The organism is Dongia sp. P2_B8, assembly GCF_056404715.1.
On record NZ_JBFUDM010000001.1, the window covers coordinates 847,317 to 868,124 of the forward strand.

Sequence of the window (20,808 nt, forward strand, 5' to 3'; positions counted from 1 at the left end):
AAATTATGGGAATACTGTGGAACCGATAAGGGAAACACGCCCCGAAGGCAACCTCGCCCGCGAACTCGAAGCGCTGCAGCGCGCCGATCGGGACCGCTACCTCTGTGCGCTGGCGGCACCGGCGCAGTTGCGCCCGGATCTGGTCACCCTCTACGCCTTCAATGCGGAACTTGCCGGGATTGCTGACAAGGTCTCGGAAGCGATGCTGGGTCTCATTCGCCTGCAATGGTGGCGCGATGCCTTGGGTGACGTGGCGGCTGGCCGCGATCATCGCCATCATCTGGTGCAGGATCTGGCTGGTATCGTCAACCGACGTGGGCTCAGTCTCGATCTTCTGAATGGTCTCATCGATGCGCGTGAGCGCGATGTCGAGGCGAAGCAGCCTGCGGACCTGGCCGAGTTGGAAACCTACGCCGCGGCTACGGCCGGGACCCTGTGCGAATTGGCGCTGGAAACCTGTGTCCAGGAACCGCACGCGCCCTGGCGCCAGGCGGCACGGTCGGCTGGCACGGCCTATGGCCTCATCGGCATTGCGCGGGCGACGCCTTATCTTGCCCACCATCGCCGCATCCTCCTGCCAGCATCCGAGATGGCGGCGGCTGGTCTGTCGCCCGATCTGCTGCTGGAGTTGAAGCCAGGTGTTGCCATTCAACCCGTGATCGAGGGGCTCGTCTTGCGCGCTGGTGAGCTTCTTGCTGCAGCGCGAAAGCAGCGACTGCCACGATCGACGACGCCAGCACTCTTTCCCGGACGTCTTGCGGTGGCACAGCTTGAGCGGTTGCGCCGGCACAGCTACGATCCTTTCGCGGCGGGCAGTACGGCGCCTTCCGGCCTCAATATCTGGCGCCTCATGTCGGCGCGCTGGCTGGGGCGCATCTAGCAAGCGGGAATAGACAAAAGATCATGAGCACACCTGCGATCATCACCGTCGCCATCACCGGCAGCCAACCCTCGAAGGCACAGAATCCCGCCTTGCCGACACAGCCGGCCGAGCAGATCGAAAGCACGCATGAGGCGTATGAGGCGGGGGCCAGCCTCGTTCATATCCATGTGCGCGATGATCAGGACAAATCGTCGTCGGACATCGAGAAGTTCCGGCAGGTGCAGCTGGGCATCGCCAAGCATTGCCCCGGCATGATCATCCAATTCTCGACCGGCGGCCGTGGCCGAGAAGCCTCGGAGCGGGGAGCTGCCTTGGCGCTGAAGCCCGACATGGGATCGCTTGCCACCGGCTCGGTCAATTTTGCGACCATCATCTATGAGAACCCGCCGCAGCTGATCGACGAGCTCGCCAATGACATGCTGAAATATGATGTGAAGCCGGAATGCGAATTGTTCGATCTCGCCATGCTCTACAACGCCAAGGTGCTGGTCGATCGCGGTTTGCTGAAGGGCCCGGCCCATGTGCAGTTCGTGCTCGGCATTCCCGGCGCCTTGCCGGCGCGGGAGAAGATCGTCGACTTTATGCTGGAAGAGCTGACGGAAATGATGCCGAGCGCCACTTGGACGGCAGCGGCCATCGGCCGTCTCCAACTCGACGCCAATCACTGGGCCTTGAAGCGCGGTGGCCATGTGCGGACCGGGCTTGAGGACAATATCTATTTCGAGAAGGGCCGCCTCGCTGCCAGCAATGCCGAACTGGTCAAGCGTGTCGCCGATCTTTGCGGGAAGTATGATCGCCATCCGGCGACCCCGGCCGAAGCGCGGGCGCTGCTGGGCTTGAAAGCGGCCTGAAATGCAAACGGGGCGCTTCCGATGGGAAGCGCCCCGTTCAAATAGCGTCGTGGAAAAGCCAGATTACTTAATCTTGGCTTCCTTGAAGGCCACGTGCTTCTTCACAACCGGATCATACTTGCGGAATTCAAGCTTCTCGGTGGTCGAGCGCGGGTTCTTCTTGGTCACGTAGTAGAAACCGGTGTCAGCTGTGCTGACGAGTTTCACGAGGATGGTTGCTGACTTGGCCATGGCCGTCTCTCAATAAAATGCGTGTCGCTGCAAAAGGATGGCGCAAAATAGCGGGGAAACGCCGAATGTCAAGTTAATGGGGCGCCCATTCTGGACAAAGCAGGTTTGGTTAACGGCACTTTGCCCGCTGGTTACGCAGCGTCATGACATCATTTCGATAATTCAATAGCTTAGCTGCCTCCATGCCAACTGCCGTCCGGGCCCTCCAACGAGCCAAGGCAGTTTCCAGAGCATATTGGGTGACGTCAACCAGGGTGAGATCGGCCAATTCGCTCACCTTTCGCCAAGCCAGATCCTCCAACTCCCCATTGCCGGCCAGGGTCCCGGCGACGTGATTCCCGTCGCCCAGGAAGAATCGGGTGTTGAAGCGCCGCTTCGAGGTTACCGGGGTGATCGCCCGGCACAGATAATCCAGCCCGGCATAGTCCGGCGCCAGGCCCCCCGACCGGTATGCCTGCCAGAAGGGGGTTGGATGCTCGGCCGATGGTCCGCCGTAAGGCCGGCCAGCCAAAAGCCCCGTCTCCTCGTAAGTCTCCCGCAAGGCCGCGTTGAGGAAGGCAATCGGGGGACGTTTGCCGCTGAGTGCTGCGGCGACGGCGGGATGGGGGGCGCCGGGAAATCCGCTCGGCAACGCGTCGGGCGGATCGACGCGGCCACCCGGCATGACATGGATACCCGGCAGGAAGCCCATCCGGGACGGCCGGCGGCCGATCAGGATTTCAGCCTCGCCGGATTTGGGGGCGCGGATAAGAACCAGGCCCGCAGCGTCCGCCGGCTTTACCGGATGCCGTCGCGCTATGGCCGGTCGATCGGCCAAGTTCAGGGAACGAAGGGAAGCTGGGCTTCCGCGGCGTCGTCGACCTGTGCGCCTTCCGGCGGATCGGCAAGTTCGACGGCATTGGCATAAAGGCTCGGCTGCTCGATCAGCTTCAGCGCCAGTTCCAGATCGATCGGATCTTCGCTTTTGCGGGCAGGGCAGGTCTGGCGCAACGCGTCCAAGGCCTTGGTATCGTCGGGCTTCGCGGCATTGCGCTTCACCGTCGGCACCTTGGGCAGTTCGCCCATGCGCAGCTCGGTCAGCAGATCGTCTGAATTGTGCTTGCCCGACGTGCAGATGGTCGGCAACACGCCCAGATGATGGAGAGTATAGCCGGAGGGCGCATGGAAACGTGCCCAGGTCAGCTTGATCTCGCCTTGATTGGGCAGCGGCTTGATGTTCTGGACCGTGCCCTTGCCGTAGGAATTGGAACCGATCAGCACCGCGCGGCCATTATCCTGCAACGCCGCCGCGACGATCTCGGCCGCCGAGGCGGAATTGCCGTCGATCAAGACAGCGATCGGCTTGCCGCCAGTGATATCGCCATCGGTCGCTTCAAAATATTGATGGCTGTCGGGATGGCGGCCATGGATCGACACGATGCGGCCTTCATCCAGGAACAGGTTGGCTGTCGCCACCGATTGCGGGACGTAGCCACCCGGATTGTTCCGCAGATCGATCACATAGCCTTTGATCTTCTTGCCGATCTCATCCTTGGCGTCGTTGATCTCGCGCTTCAGGCTGTTGGCGGTTTCCGAATTGAAACTGAAGATGCGGAAATAGGCGGTGTCGCCTTCGCGGCGATAGCTCACGGTTTCCGGCACGACGTGGGCGCGCTTGATGCCGATGTCAAAAGGTTCGTCCTTGCCGTCGCGCAGGATGGTCAGCACGACCCGGCTGTCGACTTCACCACGCAGTTCATTGACGACCTGCTGCTGCGTCAGGCCTTCGACCGATTTGCCGTCGATCTTCAGGATAACGTCGTCGCTTTTGAGGCCAAGCCGTTCCGCAGGCGTGTAATGCATGATGGCGGTAATGCGCACTTCGCCGTCTTCGACGGAAATGCGGATGCCGATCCCACCGAATCCATCGCGCGAGGCCTTGTCTTCCCGCGCCGCATCTGTGCCGGAATAGCGCGAGAAACCGTCGAGTTTGCCGACGATGCCGGTAAAGACGGTTTCATAGATCTTTTCATTGCCGGCGGCGGCGATCTTGGGTGACTTTTCCCGCGCCTCGCGCAGGATCTTGGCTGCGGCCTTACCCCATTGCTTGCCGGTGGCATCTTCGCCGTCTTCCAGCGTCTCCGTCTCGATCACGGTTTTCTTCAGCAGCAGCCTCAAATCGTTGCTGTCGCCATCAACCGTGAGGTCCGGATCAAGACTGGACAGTTGCTGCATGCCCGTGAGGGTCAGCTTCGGGATGTCCTGTTTGGTGATATAGATCGATTCGATATCGGAAAGGCCAGTTTCCAGCATGTCCCGGTCGAGGGCCGCGGTCGCATCTTCCGGTGATCTGCTGGAGGGGCTCGCACAGGCGTAAAGCCCCAGGAGAAGCGGTATAAACGCTAGCCGGCGTGCCACCTGCTTGCCAGGCCACCCGGTCACTCCACCTTCAGGACGAAACGCACTCAATCAGTTGGTATCCGCTACTTTTCCAGTGCCGACACGCTGCCCCGATCGCGTCGCCCGGTAACCCCTTGTTCTGCGCCAATCTAGCAGAATTCCTGTCCTAGGCTAGGGGCTGCGACACCCGATTCTATGACAATCGGGGTCACTTCTTACCTTTATTTGCGGGCTTTTTTCCTTTTTTGCCCGACCCGGGTCCTTTCTTTCCCAGGCGCAAGTTCTTTGGGCGACCCTGTTGCGGCCGCTTTTGTCCGCCACTCTTGAACGCCTGGCGCTTGGACGTCTGGCCGGCGAAACGATCTAACCTTTCGGTCAAGGGTTCTGCCGAGAGCATCTCCAGCGTGATTCCGCCCGTGAGCGCATCGGCGCTCACCAGCCGCACTGTCACGGACTGGCCCAGTTGGAAAACGCGACCCGACCGGCGCCCGACCAGCGCATGATGCTGCTCGTCGTGATCGTAGAAATCCTGCGGCAGAGTGGAGATGGGAATGATGCCATCCGCACCGGTCTCCCGAAGATTGATGAAAAGGCCAAAGCGCGCCACGCCGGAAATGCGCCCGGCAAATTCCGAATCAACCTTGTCGGCAAGAAAGGCCGCGACGTAGCGGTCGACAGCGTCGCGTTCCGCCGCTGCCGCACGCCGCTCGGTGCCGGAGATATGGACGCCGGTCTCTGCAAACTCAACGAGCGCCGATTTATCGAGGGCACCCTCGCCGAAATCGAAGGCGCCGATGAGGGCACGATGCACCAGCAGATCCGCATAGCGCCGGATAGGCGAGGTGAAATGCGCGTAGCGGGCGAGCGCCAGGCCGAAATGGCCGAGATTGTCCGGGGCATAGACCGCCTGTGCCTGGGAGCGCAGCACCAGCGTGCTGATCATCTCGGCGTAGGGCGTGTCCTTGGCCTTCTGCAGCAGCTGCGTGAAATGCTTGGGCAGCAACACCTGGCCGCGTGCGAGGTTGAAGTCCAGCGAGGCCAGGAATTCGCGCAGCGCTTCGATCCGCGTCGCATCCGGCTGGTCATGGACGCGGTACATGCAGGGCCAGTGTTTTTTCTCCAGCGCTTCTGCCGCCGCGACGTTGGCGGCGATCATGAATTCTTCGATCAGGCGGTGGCTGTCGAGCCGCTGGCGGGCTTCGATCCGATCGATCTGACCCTCCTTGCTGATGAAGACGCGCCGTTCCGGCAGATCGAGTTCCAGGGTACCGCGGGCTTCGCGCGCCTTCAGCAGGGACTGGAACGCACCATAGAGCGGCTTGATCACGGGATCGAGCAACGGGCCGGTGAGGTCATTGGGTTGCCCATCCATGGCGGCTTGCGCCTGCTCATAGGTGAGCCGTGCTGCCGAGCGCATCAAGCCGCGCATGAACTGGTGCCGAAGCTTTTTGCCGTTGGCATCGATCACCATTTCGACCGCCATCACCGGGCGGTCTTCATGGGGCCGCAGTGAACACCAGCCGTTGCTGAGTTCTTCCGGCAGCATGGGCACGACACGGTCGGGGAAGTAGACCGAATTGCCGCGATCGCGCGCGGAGCGGTCGAGCGGATCGTCCGGCCGCACATACCAGGCAACATCGGCGATGGCGACCATGATGCGCCAGCCGCCGGGATTATCTGCATGGTCGTCAGGGGCTGCCCAGACGGCGTCATCGAAATCGCGAGCATCGTCACCGTCGATGGTGACGAGCGGCACTTGGCGCAAATCGGTGCGCTTGCCAAGCGGTGCGGCAGTTGCGGTTTCCGCCTGCTCCAAGGCAGCGGGCGGGAACTGGAACGGGATATGATGCTCGGCAATCGAAATGATGCTGACCGACTTCGCTTCACCGATCTTGCCAATGCGCTCGACGATGCGTGCCTTGGGAGTCCCCAAGCGGCGCGCCGGCTCGACCTCCGCGACCACGATCTCATCGGGCCTGGCGCCGCCGGTGTCCTTGGGATCGACGGTGAACTCGGTCTTGACCCGCTTGCTGGTGGGAATAAGGCGACCGCTGCCGTGCGGGCCTTTCTCGAACACGCCCACCACGCGCTCGGCGCGGCTTTGCAGGCGCCGGATCGGCCGTGCTTCATAGATATCGGCGTCGGTCCGTGCCAGGCGCACCAGCACGCGGTCACCGGCCGCCAAAGGCCGGTCGAGCTTCTTGTCCTCAATGATGATGATCTGCGGTTCGGCGTCGTCTTCCGGAAAATCGATCGGCCGCGCCCAGATATCGCCATCGGCATCTGGGCCGATCACCTGCACCGTGGCTATTTCCGGCAGGGCCCCCGGCGCCGCCAGGCGTCGTGCCTTGCCGCGATCGACGGACCCGCCTTGCTCCAATTCCTTCAGCAGCGCTTTTAAGGGTATGCGGTCTTGTCCGCGCAGATGAAAGGCGCGCGCGATCTCACGCTTGCCGACCGGCACGGGCGAGCTGCGAATGAATTCCAGTACCTGTTCCTTGGTCGGGAAGGGCACCGCCTTGCCACCGCCGATTTCGGCGGCGCGCGCCTTGTCTTTCCGCGCCGCGCGCGAATCCTTGCGTGGACCGCGCGACGGTTTGGGTTTTGCAGGCTTGCCCTCAGCACCGCTACTGGGGGGCTTTGAATTCGATTTCGACAAAGACGTACTCGTAATCGTTGGCGTTGATGACATTGTGTTCGACGCCAACCGGGCGGTAATAGGACTTCCCGGTGACGAGTTCGACGATGCGCTGCTCCTTGCCATCGTCGATCTGCAGGCGGCCGTTTTTCATCGGCACGACGACATAATCATAGCCGTGCCGGTGCCAGGTCGTCTCGGCTCCTGGTGCAAAGCGCCATTCGGTGACGAGGACTCGCTCATTATCGACCTGGACCGTCCCGACGGCTGCGGGGCGAGAGGAGGTGGCGTTTGCTGGCATTATGTGATCTTTCCGTAGAATCAACTGGCTGGCGGGCTAGAGCAAGGCTTATCGTCAAGTCAAGCCATTGAACCCTACTCATGCCTCCGCTACAAGGCCCGCCTTTCGCCCCCGCCTAGACTCCGGGGCCACCCAAGACCGATTCGGGAGAGACCGCATGAAATCCATCGAGGCAAGAATCGCCGAGGAACTGAACGCACGCGATGTGCAGGTCCGGGCCGCGGTTGAACTGCTCGATGGTGGCGCCACCGTTCCCTTCATCGCCCGTTACCGCAAGGAAATCACCGGCGGCCTCGACGATATCCAGCTGCGCAAGCTGGAAGAGCGGCTTTCCTATTTGCGCGAACTTGAAGATCGGCGGGCTGCGATCTTCAAGAGCATCGACGAACAGGGCAAGATGACAGACGAGCTGTCGCGTGAGATCGCGGTGGCCGACACCAAGGCGCGGTTGGAAGATCTTTATCTGCCATACAAGGTGAAGCGCCGCACCAAGGCGCACATTGCCCGCGAAGCCGGCTTGGAGCCATTGGCCGACCTGCTGCTGGCCGAGCCCAAACGCAATCCTCAGGAAGAGGCTGCCGCTTATGTAAATGCCGAAAAGGGCGTGGCCGATGTGAAGGCGGCCCTTGAAGGTGCGCGCGATATTCTCGCCGAGCGGTTTGCCGAAAGCGCCGACCTCCTCGGTCGCCTGCGTGATTTCATGTGGGACAAGGCGCGTCTCGTCTCCAAGGTCATGGAAGGCAAGCAGGAGTCGGGCGCCAAGTTCTCCGATTACTTCGATGCCGCGGAGCCGATCAACAAGGTGCCGTCGCACCGGGCGCTCGCGATGTTCCGCGGGCAGAAGGAAGAAATCCTCGCACTCAATCTCGCCATCGATGAACCGGAAGATCGCAAGGCCCTGAACGAGGCGGAGCGTGCCATCGCTGCAAGTGCCGGCATCGCCGACCAAGGCCGCGCGGCGGATTCTTGGCTGGTCGACGTCGTGCATTGGTGCTGGCGCGTGAAGCTGAAGCTCAGCCTGGAACTCGACCTCATGGGCCGGCTGCGCCAGGCGGCGGAAGACGAGGCCGTGCGGGTCTTCGCCTCCAACCTCAAGGACGTGCTGATGTCGGCGCCGGCCGGCGGCCGTGCGACACTCGGCCTCGATCCGGGGCTCCGCACGGGTTGCAAGGTCGCGGTCATCGCTGCCACCGGCAAGGTGCTGGAATTCGCCACCATCTATCCGCACGAACCGATGCGCAAATGGGATGAATCGATCGCCATCCTCGCGGCCCTCTGTCTGCGCCACAAGCTCGAACTGGTTGCCATCGGCAACGGAACAGCCAGCCGTGAAACCGACAAGCTTGCCGACGATCTGATGAAGCGGCATCCGGAACTGAAGCTCACCAAGGTGATGGTGTCGGAAGCCGGCGCCTCGGTTTATTCCGCCTCGGAATATGCCTCCAAGGAACTGCCGGAACTCGATGTGACCATCCGCGGCGCGGTGTCGATCGCCCGCCGCCTGCAGGATCCGCTGGCCGAACTGGTGAAGATCGATCCGAAATCGATCGGCGTTGGCCAGTACCAGCATGACATTGCGGAATTCCGGCTCTCCAAGGCACTGGATGCTGTGGTCGAGGATTGCGTGAACGCCGTTGGCGTCGAGATCAACACCGCTTCGGCCAAGTTGCTGGCGCGTGTCTCCGGCTTGGGGGAAAGCCTCGCTCAGAACATCGTCGCCTTCCGTGATGCCAACGGACCGTTCGCCTCAAGGAAGCAGCTGCTGAGCGTGCCGCGCCTGGGGCCGAAAGCGTTCGAACAGGCTGCCGGCTTCCTGCGCATTCGCGACGGCGAGGACCCGCTTGACCGGTCGTCGGTGCATCCTGAAGCCTATCCGGTCGTACGCCGCATCATGGCGGTGACGGGCCGTGAGATGAGCGCCGTCATCGGCGACAGCACCTTGCTGCGCAAGCTGAAGCCGGAGGAGTTCACCGATGAGACCTTCGGTGTTCCCACTGTCACCGACATCATCAAGGAACTGGAAAAGCCGGGCCGTGATCCCCGGCCGGAATTCAAGACGGCGACCTTCAAGGAAGGCGTCGAGGAGATGAAGGATCTGCAACCCGGCATGCAGTTGGAAGGTGTCGTGACCAATGTCGCGGCCTTCGGCGCCTTCGTCGATATCGGCGTCCATCAGGACGGACTGATCCACGTCTCGGCCCTCGCCGACCGCTTCGTCAAGGACCCGCGCGAGGTGGTAAAGCCCGGCGATGTGGTGCGCGTCCGCGTGCTGGAAGTGGATATCAAACGGAAGCGCATCTCGCTCACCATGCGCTCCGGCGACACACCCGCCGCCCGCCAGCAGACCGAAGCACCCAAGGACCGCCCGATGGCCCGGGGTGAACGCAAGTTCATGCAGGACAACAAGCCGGCCGCCAAACCAGACTCCCCGTTCGGCGGCGCCATGGCAGCGGCGCTTGCAAAAGCTGGGATCAATAAGAAGTAAGACTCTATCTCCCCACCCGGAGGCGAATGCCGACCTTCGTCGGCGGGCGGGGCGAGGGAGTTTCGAGCGAGTTTGCCACAAAGCCCCTCGCCCCTCTGGGGAGAGGGGTTGGGGTGAGGGGCCTTCCTCTCGCCAACGTAACATTGACTCGTTACGCTCCGACCGGCCGCCCTTTCTGGCGGAGTCGGAGGTCGGTTGAGCAAGCTGCTGCTGATATCGCTGGGGAAACTGACCGGGGCTGTGCTGGAAGCTGCGGCCCGAGACGGCCGATTCCCGCATATCATCCTGGCGACCCGCGATGTGGCGCATGCCCGCGCCAAGGCGAATGCGGCGCGGATCGGCGCTGCGCTCGAAGGTGAGTATCCGCGCATCGACGTCGTTGCGTTCGACTTCAACGCACCCAATGCTGCCGACATCTTGCGCAAGATCCAGCCGGATTTGATGTTTGCCGCACCCACCTTGCTGCCCTGGTGGAAGGTCGCTGCCAGCGGCAACGCGAAGCTGAAATCATTGCCCTTCGCCGGCTGGCTCGCCTGCCATCTGGCACCCATGCTCAGTCTGCGCGCGGCCTGGGAGAAGTCGGAATTGCACTGCCCCTGGGTCACCGGCACCTATCCCGACGTGGTCAACGCCATCCTGCACATGACCGGTGCTGGTCCCACGATCGGCATCGGCAACATCAGCGAATGCCTGCCAAAGATCCGCTTCCTCGCCGCCCAGCATACCAACGCGCCGATCTCCGAACTCACCATCAAGCTGGTGGGCGCGCACGCGCTTTCGTCGTTGTTCTACCGGGACGAGGCGGTCAAGGAACTGCCACCGTTCCTGCTGCAGGTGTTGTGGCATGGCCACGATATTTCGCTGGCCGTGAAGGACAAGCTGCGCAGCGTGAAGATGCCGGTCGTTCATGACCTCGACGTCAACCGCATCACCGCGTCGGCCAGTCTTGACGTGCTGGCGGCACTTCTCAGCGAAGAGCCCTATTCACTGCACGCGCCATCGCCGAATGGCCTTGTGGGTGGCTATCCGGTTACCATCAGCCGCAAGGGCGCCATCATCGATTTGCCGCCGGAATGGACCCTGGAACATGCGCTCAGCATCAACGCGGCAGCGCTTGCCTTTGACGGCATTACCGCCATTGAGAAGGACGGCACGGTGATCTTCACTGAGAAGACGGCGGCCGCCCTGAAAGCGTTGCTGAATGAAGATTGGCCGAAATTGCAGCCTGAAAGTGCGGCACCGCTTGCGGCAAAACTGATGGCACAGCTCTAAATCTCCGTCGCCCGCGCTTCCTCCAAAATCCAGTCGAGCAATCCCTGTGCCTCCGGGCGTTTCAACACATCCGGGCTGTGCACCAGGTAGTAGGCAAACGGTGTGACAATGCTCTTCTCGAACGGTGAGACCAGCCGCCCGTCCGTCAGCAGATCGGCGACCGCGCCGGTGGTGCCGAGTGCCACACCCTGTCCCGCAGCTGCAGCCTGCAGGCACAGCGCGAAATCGGTGAAATGAATGCCGCGCGACGTGTCGACATCCGGCACGCCTGCCGCGCGCAGCCAGGCCGGCCAATCCGGCCAGATGACCGCTTGCCCGGTCCAATCGAGATGCAGAAGCGTGTGGTGCTGCAAATCACGCGGCTCGTGGAGGGGATGCTTCTCCAGGATGCGGGGGCTGCAGACCGGAAACACTTCATCGGCGAAGAGCCGGTGCGCCGTCACGTCCGGCCAGTCGCCTAGGCCGAAGCGGATATCGAAATCGAATGCGTCCGGTTCCAGCTGTGCCCAATGGGTCGCTGTTTCCAGCACCACGTCGACACTGTCCGGCCGCGCGCGATAGCGCTGCAGGCGGGTGAGCAGCCAGTTGGCGGCAAGGGCCGGATCCTCGATCCGCAGGCGAAGCGAGAGGCCTTTCAGCCCCTGCCGCATGCGATCGGAAACGCGCCCCAGCAGGCGGAAGGCGGCGGTGAGGTCGTCCTTCACCTCCTGGCCCATGCGGGTGAGCACGATGCCGGTCCCCTGGCGCTGCACCAGCGCCCGGCCGATCTCAGCCTCCAGGGCCTTCACCTGCTGGCTGACGGCGCCCGGCGTCACGTTGAGCTCTGCTGCGGCCTGACGGACGCTGCCCAGGCGCGCCACGGCCTCGAAGGCGCGCAGGCCGGGCAGGGCGACCATCCTGCGGGTGAAGCTGGGGAGGGGAGGATTTAGCATAGCTAAACATAATCGTTAATACATATCGCGTGTCAAGCGGCCATAAACGCCCTATTTTAGGGAAATGAGATCGATGCTGCAGAGCGGCATGAACCGGATGGCCGGTCCTTGCGACAGAGAGCAGCTAAACAATTGGAGACCTACCATGTTGACCCGTTTGTTCCTCCGCAGCCGTGCCAAGGCGATCGCGCCGAGCTTGGAAGTGGTCCTGTCGGATTGCGACGACCATCTGCTGCAGGACATGGGCTTGTTGCGCACCCCGGCGAACTTCCTGATGCGCGCTCCGGCTGAATTTTACGCCTACGACACGAACAAGTTCGGCCGTGATTTTGGGGGCCCCAAGGCCGCCTGACGGCTGCCGAAAGGACCTCCCGAACGGGCCGGATCGCCCCCGATCCGACCCTGAATCTCCCTAACATCCCTGACTCCGGCCTGCCGCTTTCGCAAGATCGCGGCGGGCCTTTGTTTTTATTGGATTTTTTACAACATTCCGCGCCCGGCATTTGTTGTGACCGGGGGGCCGATCTGCTATCTTCGCGACGCGGTTTCGGGGGATCCCGCGACTCAAGATAAAGTATTGACCTATAAGGCATAATTCAAAGTGACTGAGACGCCGACGACACCCGGATTCGATATCTCGACGATCAACATCGAAGAGGAGATGAAACGCTCCTATCTCGACTACGCGATGAGCGTGATCGTCAGCCGCGCGCTGCCTGACGTGCGCGACGGCCTGAAGCCGGTGCATCGGCGCATCCTCTATGGCATGTCCGAGGGGGGCTTCTCCTCCTCCGCCGGCTTCAAGAAGTCCGCCCGCGCGGTCGGCGAGGTGATGGCCAAGTACCATCCCCACGGTGACCAATCGATCTATTTCGCCATGGTCCGCATGGCGCAGGACTTCTCACTCCGCGTGCTGCTGGTCGATGGCCAGGGCAATTTCGGCTCCATGGACGGCGATATGCCCGCCGCCATGCGATACACGGAATCCCGCCTCTCCAAGGCCGGTGAGGCGCTGCTGGAGGATATCGACAAGGAAACCGTCGACTTCCAGGACAATTACGACGGCCGCGAAAAGGAACCGGTGGTTCTGCCGGCCCGCTATCCCAACCTGCTGGTCAATGGCGCCGGCGGCATCGCGGTGGGCATGGCGACCAACATTCCGACACACAATCTCTCGGAAGTCATCGACGCCACCTGCGCCTATATCGACAATAACGACATCACCATCGACGAATTGATGGCCCATGTGCCGGGTCCCGACTTTCCGACCGGCGGCACCATCCTGGGGCGCAACGGCATCCGCGAGGCCTATCATCTGGGGCGTGGCTCGGTGGTCATGCGCGGCCGCACCCATATCGAGGAAATCCGCAAGGATCGCGACGCCATCGTCATCACCGAGATTCCCTATCAGGTGAACAAGGCGCGCATGATCGAGCGCATGGCGGAATGCGTCCGCGAAAAGATCATCGAGGGCATCTCGGATCTCCGCGACGAGAGCGACCGCGATGGCGTTCGCGTTGTCGTTGAGCTGAAGCGCGACGCTATGGCCGAGGTCGTCCTCAACCAGCTGTTCCGCTTCACGCCGCTGCAATCCTCCTTCGGTGTCAACATGCTGGCGCTCAATGGCGGCAAGCCGGAGATGCTGTCGCTGAAGGGCATCCTGGTGGCCTTCGTGGCCTTCCGCGAAGAAGTGATCACGCGCCGCACGATTTTCGAACTTCGCAAGGCGCGCGAACGCGCCCATGTCTTGGTCGGTCTCGCCATCGCCGTTGCCAATATCGATGAAGTCATCCAGGCGATCCGCACGGCACCCGATCCGACCGTCGCCAAGGAGCGCCTGATGTCGCGCGCCTGGCCGGCCGCCGACGTGGGGGCGCTCATCCGCCTCATCGACGATCCCGAGCATCCGATGGGTGAGGGCGATACCTACGTCCTCAGCGAAGCCCAGGCCAAGGCCATCCTCGATCTGCGCCTGCAGCGCCTCACGGGGCTTGAGCGCGACAAGATCGCCGATGAACTCAACGAGCTGGCGAAGGAGATCGTCGACCATCTGGAAACGCTGGAAAGCCGCCCCAAGCGCCTCAAGATCCTGCGCGACGATCTGCTGCTGATCAAGGAACAGTTCGGCTCGCCCCGCAAGACGACGATCGAAGAATCCGAATTCGAGCACGACATCGAAGACTTGATCCAGCGCGAGGACATGGTCGTCACCGTCACTCATGGCGGCTATATAAAGCGCGTGCCGCTCTCGGCCTATCGGGCGCAGCGTCGCGGCGGCAAAGGCCGCTCCGGCATGTCGACGCGGGACGAGGATTTCGTCAGCCAGGTGTTCGTGGCCGACACGCACACCCCGGTCCTGTTCTTCTCCACCAAGGGCATGGTCTACAAGACCAAGGTCTACCGCCTGCCTTTGGGCAACCCGCAGGCGCGCGGCAAGGCGCTGGTCAACATGCTGCCGCTGGGCGAGGGCGAAACTATCTCGACCCTCATGCCGCTGCCCGAGGACGAGGCAAGCTGGCGCAACAGCCATGTCATGTTCGCCACCGCCAGCGGCTATGTGCGGCGGAACGAGCTCAGCGATTTCGTCGACGTGAAGGCCAATGGCAAGATTGCGATGAAGCTGGAAGAGGGCGACAAGCTGATCGGCGTCGCCGTCTGCACCGACGATTACGACATCCTGTTGGCCGCCCGCAGCGGCAAGGCGATCCGCTTCCCGGTGACCGACGTTCGCGTCTTTGCCGGCCGCGATTCCGTCGGCGTGCGTGGCATCAAGCTGGAAGCCAGCGACAATGTCGTCTCCATGTCCGTCCTCAATCATATCGAGGTCGAGACCGAGGAACGTGACGCCTATCTGCGCTACGCCGCCCAGAAGCGCCGCGAGGGTGCCGAGGCCGAGGAGGGGGCTCCCGACACGGCAGCCGAGGTCGCAGCAGATGCGATCGCAGCCGAGGCGCCGGCAACGGACGCCGTCACCCTGACGCCGGAACGGCTGGCCGAGCTGGAGAGCAAGGACGAGCTCATCCTGACCATTACGGCCAAGGGCTTCGGCAAGCGCACCTCGGCCTATGAATACCGGGTGACGGGCCGCGGCGGGCAGGGGATCGCCAATATCGAAACCTCGCCCCGCAATGGCACCGTGGCGGCATCCTTCCCGGTGAGCGAGCGCGACCAGATCATGCTGGTGACCGATGGCGGCCAGATGATCCGCTGCCCGGTCCATGACATCCGTGTTGCCCGCCGCCAGACCCAGGGTGTCACGGTGTTCAAGGTCGCCGGTGACGAGCAGGTCGTTGCCGTCGCTCACATGCCCGATATCGAGGATGAGGGCGATGACGCGGAAGGTGCCACTGACGCGGAATCCACAGAAGCCAACGGCGTCGACCAAGGCGCCCAAGTAGCGGAGCCCGAAACGGGCGATGGGGAGAATGAGAATGGCTAACCGGATCGGGGTCTATCCCGGCACCTTCGACCCCGTGACCAATGGACATGTGGACATTATCCGCCGTGCCAGCCTGCTTGCGGACCGGCTGATCATCGCCGTCTCGACCAATGCCGGCAAAGGCCCGCTGCTTTCGATCGAGGAGCGGATGGACCTGATGCGGGCGGAAGTGGCCGACGCCAAGAACGGGCTCGACCAGGCCAAGATCGAGGTCCGCGCCTTTGACAATCTGCTCATGCATTTCGTCGAGCAGATGGGTGCCCATTTCATCATTCGTGGCCTGCGGGCCGTCTCTGACTTCGAATATGAGTTCCAGATGGCCGGGATGAATGCGCGCCTCGACCCCGATGTCGAGACGGTGTTCCTCATGGCGTCGGAGCGGCAGCAATTTATCTCCTCCCGCTTTATCAAGGAGATTGGACGTCTGGGCGGTCGAATCGATGAATTCGTCTCGCCGCGGGTCAATGAGCATCTCAAGCGGATATTTCAGTCAGGCCGATAACTAACTGATTTTAAAGTAAGTTATTTTCAAGATTTGCCACGGCGGCCAGCCATTTGCCGCGCCGCGATGGAAGCTTGCTTTTTACCCCGGATAATGGGATTTCATCGCCGCCGCAGATATGGTGAGGGCCGGTAGCTCAGCGGTAGAGCATCTGACTTTTAATCAGAGGGTCGCGGGTTCGAACCCCGCCCGGCTCACCACTTCTATTTTGATGTTCTCCGCTTTGTCGTGCCGCCCGCTTTGACGTGCCCCCGCTGTGACGAGCCACTCGCCCACCGCTGCATGCGTGCATTGCCAGGGCCGCCGGCTTTTCCATTCCCCAAGCTTTCCTATCAAGGAGTTCCTGAGATGAACGTGACACCGATGAACCCGACATTGGTCGAAACGCTCTGGTCCGGCTTTGCCGGCAGCAACGCGCGCAAGGCCGCTCTGGTTCTGGCCGGCACCGTTCTCCTCGCCATCTCCGCCCATCTCAAGGTGCCCTTTTGGCCCGTGCCGATGACCATGCAGACCTTCGTCGTGCTGATGATCGGTGCCGCCTTTGGCGCGCGCCTGGCCAGTGCGACGATCCTTGCGTACCTCATCGAAGGGGCGCTGGGCCTGCCGGTCTTTGCGACCGGTGCCGGCCTTGCCTATATGGCCGGGCCGACCGCGGGCTATCTCACCGGCTTCCTGTTTGCTGCCGCTATCGTCGGCTGGTTTGCCGATCGCGGCCATGGCCGCTCGGTCCTCACCACGCTGATGGCCTTCCTGGTGGGTGAGGCTGTCATCCTCACCCTGGGTGCCGGCTGGCTCGCCATCCTGTTCGGCCCCGAAAAGGCGGTGAGCGCCGGCCTCCTGCCGTTCCTGCCGGGCGAGGGCATCAAGGTTGCGCTCGCATGCGCGACCCTGCCGGTGCTGTGGCGCTTTGCCCGCCGGGGGTAGGTCCCAATCGATCTGAAGTCCGATCCAGAATCCGATCTGTATGGCCGGGGCCGCCCTGAAAAGCGGCCCCGGCTTTTTTCAATCGCCCCTGTGAATGCGCCTGTGATCCGGTTCATCGTCGGCGGATAAACCGGCTTCTATCTTCAGATGATCAAGCTGGCATAGCAGGCGGCTCCAACAGCCGCCCCACATGCGAACGCCAGCGCGTGAGAGCATGAGGATAATGATGGCGAGTTCTTCCTTTTTCATGACCCGCAGCCGGGTCAGAACCAGATCCCGTTCCCGGAATGTCGCGGCACGATTCCTGGCCCGGATTCTGGCCGGGGCAACACTTTTAATGATCCGGCTTGCCATCTGGCGCGAGCGCCGCGCAAGGCGCGCGGATTTGGGTCGTCTCGACGATCGCATGCTGGCAGATATCGGGCTTTCCCGCGCTGATGCCGAGCTTGAGGTTGCCAAACCCTTCTGGCGAAACTGACATCCCACCAATTCCCGCAATTAGTCTTGTGTTAGCGGTTTTCGGGTACACTGTGCTCAGGCATTGGCTGGGCTCAGATGGGCCCGGCGCGGCATCGAAGGCGAGATTGGCGATGCGCTGTTCTCCATCACGCCAAATGCGGCTCGGCATGGTCTTGTGCATGCTGTTGGTCGTGCTGCCACGGATCGCCACCGCTGATCCCGTTCGGTTCCGCGCTGATTACTGGTGTCCCTACAATTGCGATCCCACGGAACAGTATCCCGGCTACATGATCGAAATCGCGCAGCGCGCATTGGCGCGGCTGGGGTTGACGGTCGACTATCAGCTGATGCCCTGGGATCGCACGATGTCCGAAGTGCGGGCGGGCAGCGTCGATGTGGCCGTCGGTGCCACCACGCTTGAATCCGATGGCTTGATCCTGTCCGACATATTGGGGGTCGATGCCGATTGCTTTTTTGTGACGGCGGGCAATCCATGGCGCTATACGGGCGTTGCCTCGCTGCCGCATGTCCTGCTGGGTGCCGTCTCCGGCTACACGCATGACGAGGGTGAGATCGACGCCTACATCGCCGCCAATGATGCCCCCAATGGACGCGTCATGACGACGGCCGGGGACACAGCTTCCTCGCGCAATCTCCGGCTGCTGTTTGTCGGCCGTGTGGATGCGGTTCTGGACAGCCGCGCGGTGCTGTTGATGGAGGCGGCGAAGCTCGGTCATGCGGATGAACTGGTCAACGCCGGCTGCCTGGGCTCACTGCCGCTCTATCTGGCCATTTCACCCAAACGCGCCGATGCCCAGGCCCTGGTCGGTGCCTTGCGCGACGAGGTTGGCGATCTGCGCAAATCCGGACAATTGGCAGAAATCCTCGGCCACTACGGTTTATCGGATTGGCAGCAATAGCCTTCGAAAATTGGCGGCACCGCTTTCATTTAGCCATCTGCTCAAATCTGTTCACGTGCCACATCATCAGCTCGGCAAACCGTGACTGCCCCAGCGGGGTCTTGTGGGGGCGCTGGATATTGTCCACATCGGGCGCGCCATTCCCTTCAACGATCGACAGGCCATCGGCGGTGATGGCGATGTCCCAGCCGACAATCGCCCGGTCCCGAAAATGACGGTGGGCGTCCTTGGCCAGAGCCAGCACGGCATCCCATTGCGGCAGGCGCCGGCCGGTGATCTGTGCGCCGGTGGCCGGATGCCGGTCGATCCAGCCGATACTGGGCGACAGGCCGAAATCGGTGGCCGGCCCCAGGGCTCCGCTGCCGAGATCGACGGGCGCCGCGACACCGCCGGCGTGAAAATTGTCCACGATGCTGTCGGCGGATCGGCCCATGCGGAACAGTGCTCGGACCGGCTCGATGCCGCCATTTTCATCGACAAAGGTCAGCAAGCGGACCGTTGCAAGGGCGCTGGGTGAAAGGTCGCTAATGTCGGGATGGTTGACCTGCCGCTCCTGAACAAGAAATGGCTCGCGGTGCGAAAGGTCGAGGAGACGCGCCATCAGGGCATCGCCGTCCAGGCCGTTGCCCGGCGCATTCGCCGCGGATTGCTGACGATAGACGCCATCTTCATAGTGCCATAGCTCGGCACGCGCGCCGCCGCGGCCACGTGTGCGCTTGATGAACAGATCCTTCGCCGGCAATCCGGCAAAGGTGCCGCCTTCAATCTTGCCATCCACCAGAGACGCGACGATGCCGGCCACGGACAGGCCGCGCTCCTTGCAGTACGCCGCAAAGCCCAGCTTGTCGGTGAGCGGCGAGACGATGGATTGCTTCAGCATCCGATAGAGACTGTCCTTCACGACATAGCGATGGACATAGTCCCCGGCGTTGCGCCGGTTTTCGGGCAGGAAGAGTTCGAAAATATAATAATAATGAGGCCGGAAACCGTACCTGGCGGTCAACCAGAGCTGCTCACATGCTTGGCGCAGCTTGCTCTTGCCGGTGCGTTTGCGGACCATCTCCCCATTGCGCTGCGTCGCCGCGATGATCTTTGGCGCCATGAGAATCGGCCAGAGGAGAAGCAGTCCGGCCATCTGGCAGGCGCCAAGGAAGGTGCAGCTGCGCCAAATGGCCTTGAAATGCGCCCGGTGCAGTTGCGCCGCGCGGCCCTGGCCGATGGACAGGAACGCCCAGGCAAGCGGCAGAGGCGGCGGATATTTCTGGACGGTAATTTTGACGCCCTTGTACTTCATGACCCCACCATTCCAATCCGCAAGGCAGCTTTGCTGGCTACGCTATCAGATTCGTATAATCGGCGAGGGCCTTGAGCAGCGGCGATCTGCAGCCAGTTGAGGGGCGAAAATGGTGCCGGCGGAGGGACTTGAACCCCCGACCTTCGGTTTACAAAACCGCTGCACTACCACTGTGCTACGCCGGCACGGCCGCAAAGACCGGCTTCTTTAACCTCGGCAGGCGGTCGAGAGCAAGTGTTTCGGGCGGCAAAACGAGTGCGGGCGCCCGATGGGGATGGCATCGGGCGCCCGCGATCTGAAGCGGAGATGGGGACGGTTGGGTGAGCCCCGCTTCATGCATCAGACATAGGGTGGATCGGGGCAGGGCGTCTGTGATGGGGGTCACAGTCCTGCCCCCGGCCCGCCCTGGCCGCCCCGCGCCCCCTCCCGAACCCGGCTGTCAGCTAAATGACAGGTTGGTGCGATATCGCCTGACGGCATTCCAGCATTGGCGCCGTTGGGGAATCTCGTTAGGTTCCCGGCCCTGATGAAGCAGCCGATTTGGGCTGCGATAGAGAAATACGGGGTTTCCGACGTGGCACACGAGTTCACCGCCAAGCGATCATGGCGCAATTTCAAGCGCTATCTCAAATGGCGCCTCGCGCATCCCTTTGCGCCATATGAGGATTATTACGTCCACGCGGTGATGAAGAAGATCAACGCGGGCAGCGGCCATCCGGCCATCGGATCGACGTCGCGGCCTGTGCGCGAGCATGGCGAATTGCTCGCGTTTTTGCAGAAGTTCGGCCTGCAACCGAATGATGTTGCAGTAGATTATGGCTGTGGCTCTCTGCGTCTCGGGCGCAGTGTTATCGACTATCTTGAGCCGGGCAAGTTCTGGGGCGTCGATATCACTGACGAATTCTACAAGCTCGGCCTTAAAGCGATGGATCCAGCCTGGGTGCAGCAGAAAGCCCCCAGGCTCGGTGTCATCAACCCCGAAACGCTGGCCAAGGTGCGTGCTGACAAGCCGCGCCTGATCGGCTCCTGGCATGTCTGTTCGAAGGTGCCGGAAGCGCGCCTCGATGGGTATATCGGCAATATCGTGTCGCTGATGTCGCCCGGCAGCATCGCCCTTGTGCATTTTCCGGAAACGGCGGAGCGTCGTCAGCTCTCCGGCCTCGCCTGGGCCAGCCCGCGGGCACTCCTTGAGAAGATCGCGCGTCAACACGCGCCGACCGCTCAGATCAGCTTCGAAGCGCTGGTGGAGGGGGAGATCGACGGGATCCGCCAGACCCTCTTGGTGATCAGGGCCTAAC

At 62.2% G+C, this 20,808-nt stretch carries 18 protein-coding genes and 2 tRNA genes; 12 read left to right on the top strand and 8 right to left on the bottom strand.

Annotated elements, in window-relative coordinates; all coding sequences use genetic code 11:
• The first annotated feature begins 16 nt into the window (after positions 1-16).
• Complete coding sequence (locus AC1DWZ_RS03920) at positions 17-880, top strand: phytoene/squalene synthase family protein (RefSeq protein WP_477167554.1); 864 nt, start codon at positions 17-19, stop codon at positions 878-880.
• A gap of 23 nt (positions 881-903) precedes the next feature.
• On the top strand, positions 904-1,734 hold the full coding sequence (locus AC1DWZ_RS03925; protein ID WP_477167555.1) for a 3-oxoadipate:acetyl-CoA acetyltransferase: 831 nt from the start codon (positions 904-906) through the stop codon (positions 1,732-1,734).
• A 63-nt stretch (positions 1,735-1,797) separates the two neighbouring features.
• On the opposite strand, the gene rpmG is transcribed toward AC1DWZ_RS03925, so the two are convergent.
• The 5 genes from rpmG to AC1DWZ_RS03950 form a co-directional block, all read right to left on the bottom strand.
• On the bottom strand, positions 1,798-1,965 hold the full coding sequence (rpmG, locus tag AC1DWZ_RS03930) for a 50S ribosomal protein L33 (RefSeq protein WP_298684146.1): 168 nt from the start codon (positions 1,963-1,965) through the stop codon (positions 1,798-1,800).
• Positions 1,966-2,074: 109 nt separating this feature from the next.
• Positions 2,075-2,782 (bottom strand): NUDIX hydrolase, encoded by a 708-nt coding sequence (locus AC1DWZ_RS03935; protein ID WP_477167556.1) that lies wholly within the window; start codon positions 2,780-2,782, stop codon positions 2,075-2,077.
• A gap of 2 nt (positions 2,783-2,784) precedes the next feature.
• Positions 2,785-4,386: a S41 family peptidase gene (locus AC1DWZ_RS03940; RefSeq protein ID WP_477167557.1), complete on the bottom strand. Its 1,602-nt coding sequence runs from the start codon at positions 4,384-4,386 to the stop codon at positions 2,785-2,787.
• Positions 4,387-4,552: 166 nt separating this feature from the next.
• Positions 4,553-7,003, bottom strand: coding sequence for a ribonuclease R (gene rnr, locus AC1DWZ_RS03945; protein WP_477167558.1), 2,451 nt, complete (start codon positions 7,001-7,003; stop codon positions 4,553-4,555).
• Positions 6,972-7,283 (bottom strand): cupin domain-containing protein, encoded by a 312-nt coding sequence (locus AC1DWZ_RS03950; RefSeq protein WP_477167559.1) that lies wholly within the window; start codon positions 7,281-7,283, stop codon positions 6,972-6,974. Before AC1DWZ_RS03950 ends, rnr begins: the two co-directional genes overlap by 32 nt.
• Before the next feature lie 157 nt (positions 7,284-7,440).
• Between AC1DWZ_RS03950 and AC1DWZ_RS03955 the strand changes: the two genes are divergently transcribed.
• Both AC1DWZ_RS03955 and AC1DWZ_RS03960 read left to right on the top strand, forming a co-directional pair.
• Positions 7,441-9,768 (top strand): Tex family protein, encoded by a 2,328-nt coding sequence (locus AC1DWZ_RS03955; RefSeq protein WP_477167560.1) that lies wholly within the window; start codon positions 7,441-7,443, stop codon positions 9,766-9,768.
• A gap of 195 nt (positions 9,769-9,963) precedes the next feature.
• Positions 9,964-11,040, top strand: coding sequence for a hypothetical protein (locus AC1DWZ_RS03960; RefSeq protein ID WP_477167561.1), 1,077 nt, complete (start codon positions 9,964-9,966; stop codon positions 11,038-11,040).
• Here AC1DWZ_RS03960 and AC1DWZ_RS03965 read toward each other — a convergent pair.
• Positions 11,037-11,972 carry a LysR substrate-binding domain-containing protein gene (locus tag AC1DWZ_RS03965; RefSeq protein ID WP_477167562.1) on the bottom strand — a complete coding sequence of 312 codons (936 nt, stop codon included), beginning with the start codon at positions 11,970-11,972 and terminating at the stop codon, positions 11,037-11,039. The genes AC1DWZ_RS03960 and AC1DWZ_RS03965 overlap by 4 nt on opposite strands.
• Before the next feature lie 145 nt (positions 11,973-12,117).
• Between AC1DWZ_RS03965 and AC1DWZ_RS03970 the strand changes: the two genes are divergently transcribed.
• The 7 genes from AC1DWZ_RS03970 (at position 12,118) to AC1DWZ_RS04000 (ending at position 18,216) form a co-directional block, all read left to right on the top strand.
• The gene (locus AC1DWZ_RS03970) at positions 12,118-12,324 is read left to right on the top strand and encodes a hypothetical protein (protein ID WP_477167563.1); all 207 of its coding nucleotides are present in this window, start codon (positions 12,118-12,120) and stop codon (positions 12,322-12,324) included.
• Positions 12,325-12,573: 249 nt separating this feature from the next.
• Positions 12,574-15,411 (top strand): DNA gyrase subunit A, encoded by a 2,838-nt coding sequence (gene gyrA / locus AC1DWZ_RS03975; protein ID WP_477167564.1) that lies wholly within the window; start codon positions 12,574-12,576, stop codon positions 15,409-15,411.
• Positions 15,404-15,913, top strand: a complete 510-nt coding sequence (gene coaD / locus AC1DWZ_RS03980) for a pantetheine-phosphate adenylyltransferase (protein WP_477167565.1) — start codon at positions 15,404-15,406, stop codon at positions 15,911-15,913. Before gyrA ends, coaD begins: the two co-directional genes overlap by 8 nt.
• Before the next feature lie 125 nt (positions 15,914-16,038).
• Positions 16,039-16,113 (top strand) — tRNA-Lys (locus AC1DWZ_RS03985).
• A gap of 148 nt (positions 16,114-16,261) precedes the next feature.
• Positions 16,262-16,837: a biotin transporter BioY gene (locus AC1DWZ_RS03990; RefSeq protein WP_477167566.1), complete on the top strand. Its 576-nt coding sequence runs from the start codon at positions 16,262-16,264 to the stop codon at positions 16,835-16,837.
• 337 nt (positions 16,838-17,174) lie between these two features.
• Entirely contained in the window at positions 17,175-17,315 is a 141-nt protein-coding gene (locus tag AC1DWZ_RS03995) for a DUF1127 domain-containing protein (RefSeq protein WP_477167567.1), read from the top strand.
• 160 nt (positions 17,316-17,475) lie between these two features.
• Positions 17,476-18,216, top strand: coding sequence for a substrate-binding periplasmic protein (locus AC1DWZ_RS04000; protein ID WP_477167568.1), 741 nt, complete (start codon positions 17,476-17,478; stop codon positions 18,214-18,216).
• A gap of 25 nt (positions 18,217-18,241) precedes the next feature.
• Here the strand turns inward: AC1DWZ_RS04000 and AC1DWZ_RS04005 are convergent, their stop codons facing one another.
• Positions 18,242-19,510: a sugar-transfer associated ATP-grasp domain-containing protein gene (locus AC1DWZ_RS04005; RefSeq protein WP_477167569.1), complete on the bottom strand. Its 1,269-nt coding sequence runs from the start codon at positions 19,508-19,510 to the stop codon at positions 18,242-18,244.
• Between the two features lie 110 nt (positions 19,511-19,620).
• Positions 19,621-19,695: transfer RNA gene (locus tag AC1DWZ_RS04010), tRNA-Thr, on the bottom strand.
• Positions 19,696-20,036: 341 nt separating this feature from the next.
• On the opposite strand from AC1DWZ_RS04010, the gene AC1DWZ_RS04015 reads away from it, so the two are divergent.
• Positions 20,037-20,807 carry a hypothetical protein gene (locus tag AC1DWZ_RS04015; protein WP_477167570.1) on the top strand — a complete coding sequence of 257 codons (771 nt, stop codon included), beginning with the start codon at positions 20,037-20,039 and terminating at the stop codon, positions 20,805-20,807.
• Position 20,808 lies beyond the last annotated feature (1 nt).

Excerpts from the sequence above, each read along its gene's own strand:
- rpmG (WP_298684146.1), bottom strand. The coding sequence starts at position 1,965 with ATGGCCAAGTCAGCAACCATCCTCGTGAAACTCGTCAGCACAGCTGAC.
- AC1DWZ_RS04005 (WP_477167569.1), bottom strand. The coding sequence starts at position 19,510 with ATGAAGTACAAGGGCGTCAAAATTACCGTCCAGAAATATCCGCCGCCT.
- AC1DWZ_RS03995 (WP_477167567.1), top strand. The coding sequence starts at position 17,175 with ATGATCCGGCTTGCCATCTGGCGCGAGCGCCGCGCAAGGCGCGCGGAT.
- AC1DWZ_RS03965 (WP_477167562.1), bottom strand. The coding sequence starts at position 11,972 with ATGCTAAATCCTCCCCTCCCCAGCTTCACCCGCAGGATGGTCGCCCTG.
- AC1DWZ_RS03970 (WP_477167563.1), top strand. The coding sequence starts at position 12,118 with ATGTTGACCCGTTTGTTCCTCCGCAGCCGTGCCAAGGCGATCGCGCCG.
- AC1DWZ_RS03955 (WP_477167560.1), top strand. The coding sequence starts at position 7,441 with ATGAAATCCATCGAGGCAAGAATCGCCGAGGAACTGAACGCACGCGAT.
- coaD (WP_477167565.1), top strand. The coding sequence starts at position 15,404 with ATGGCTAACCGGATCGGGGTCTATCCCGGCACCTTCGACCCCGTGACC.
- AC1DWZ_RS04015 (WP_477167570.1), top strand. The coding sequence starts at position 20,037 with ATGAAGCAGCCGATTTGGGCTGCGATAGAGAAATACGGGGTTTCCGAC.
- AC1DWZ_RS04000 (WP_477167568.1), top strand. The coding sequence starts at position 17,476 with ATGCTGTTGGTCGTGCTGCCACGGATCGCCACCGCTGATCCCGTTCGG.
- AC1DWZ_RS03990 (WP_477167566.1), top strand. The coding sequence starts at position 16,262 with ATGAACGTGACACCGATGAACCCGACATTGGTCGAAACGCTCTGGTCC.
- AC1DWZ_RS03950 (WP_477167559.1), bottom strand. The coding sequence starts at position 7,283 with ATGCCAGCAAACGCCACCTCCTCTCGCCCCGCAGCCGTCGGGACGGTC.
- AC1DWZ_RS03925 (WP_477167555.1), top strand. The coding sequence starts at position 904 with ATGAGCACACCTGCGATCATCACCGTCGCCATCACCGGCAGCCAACCC.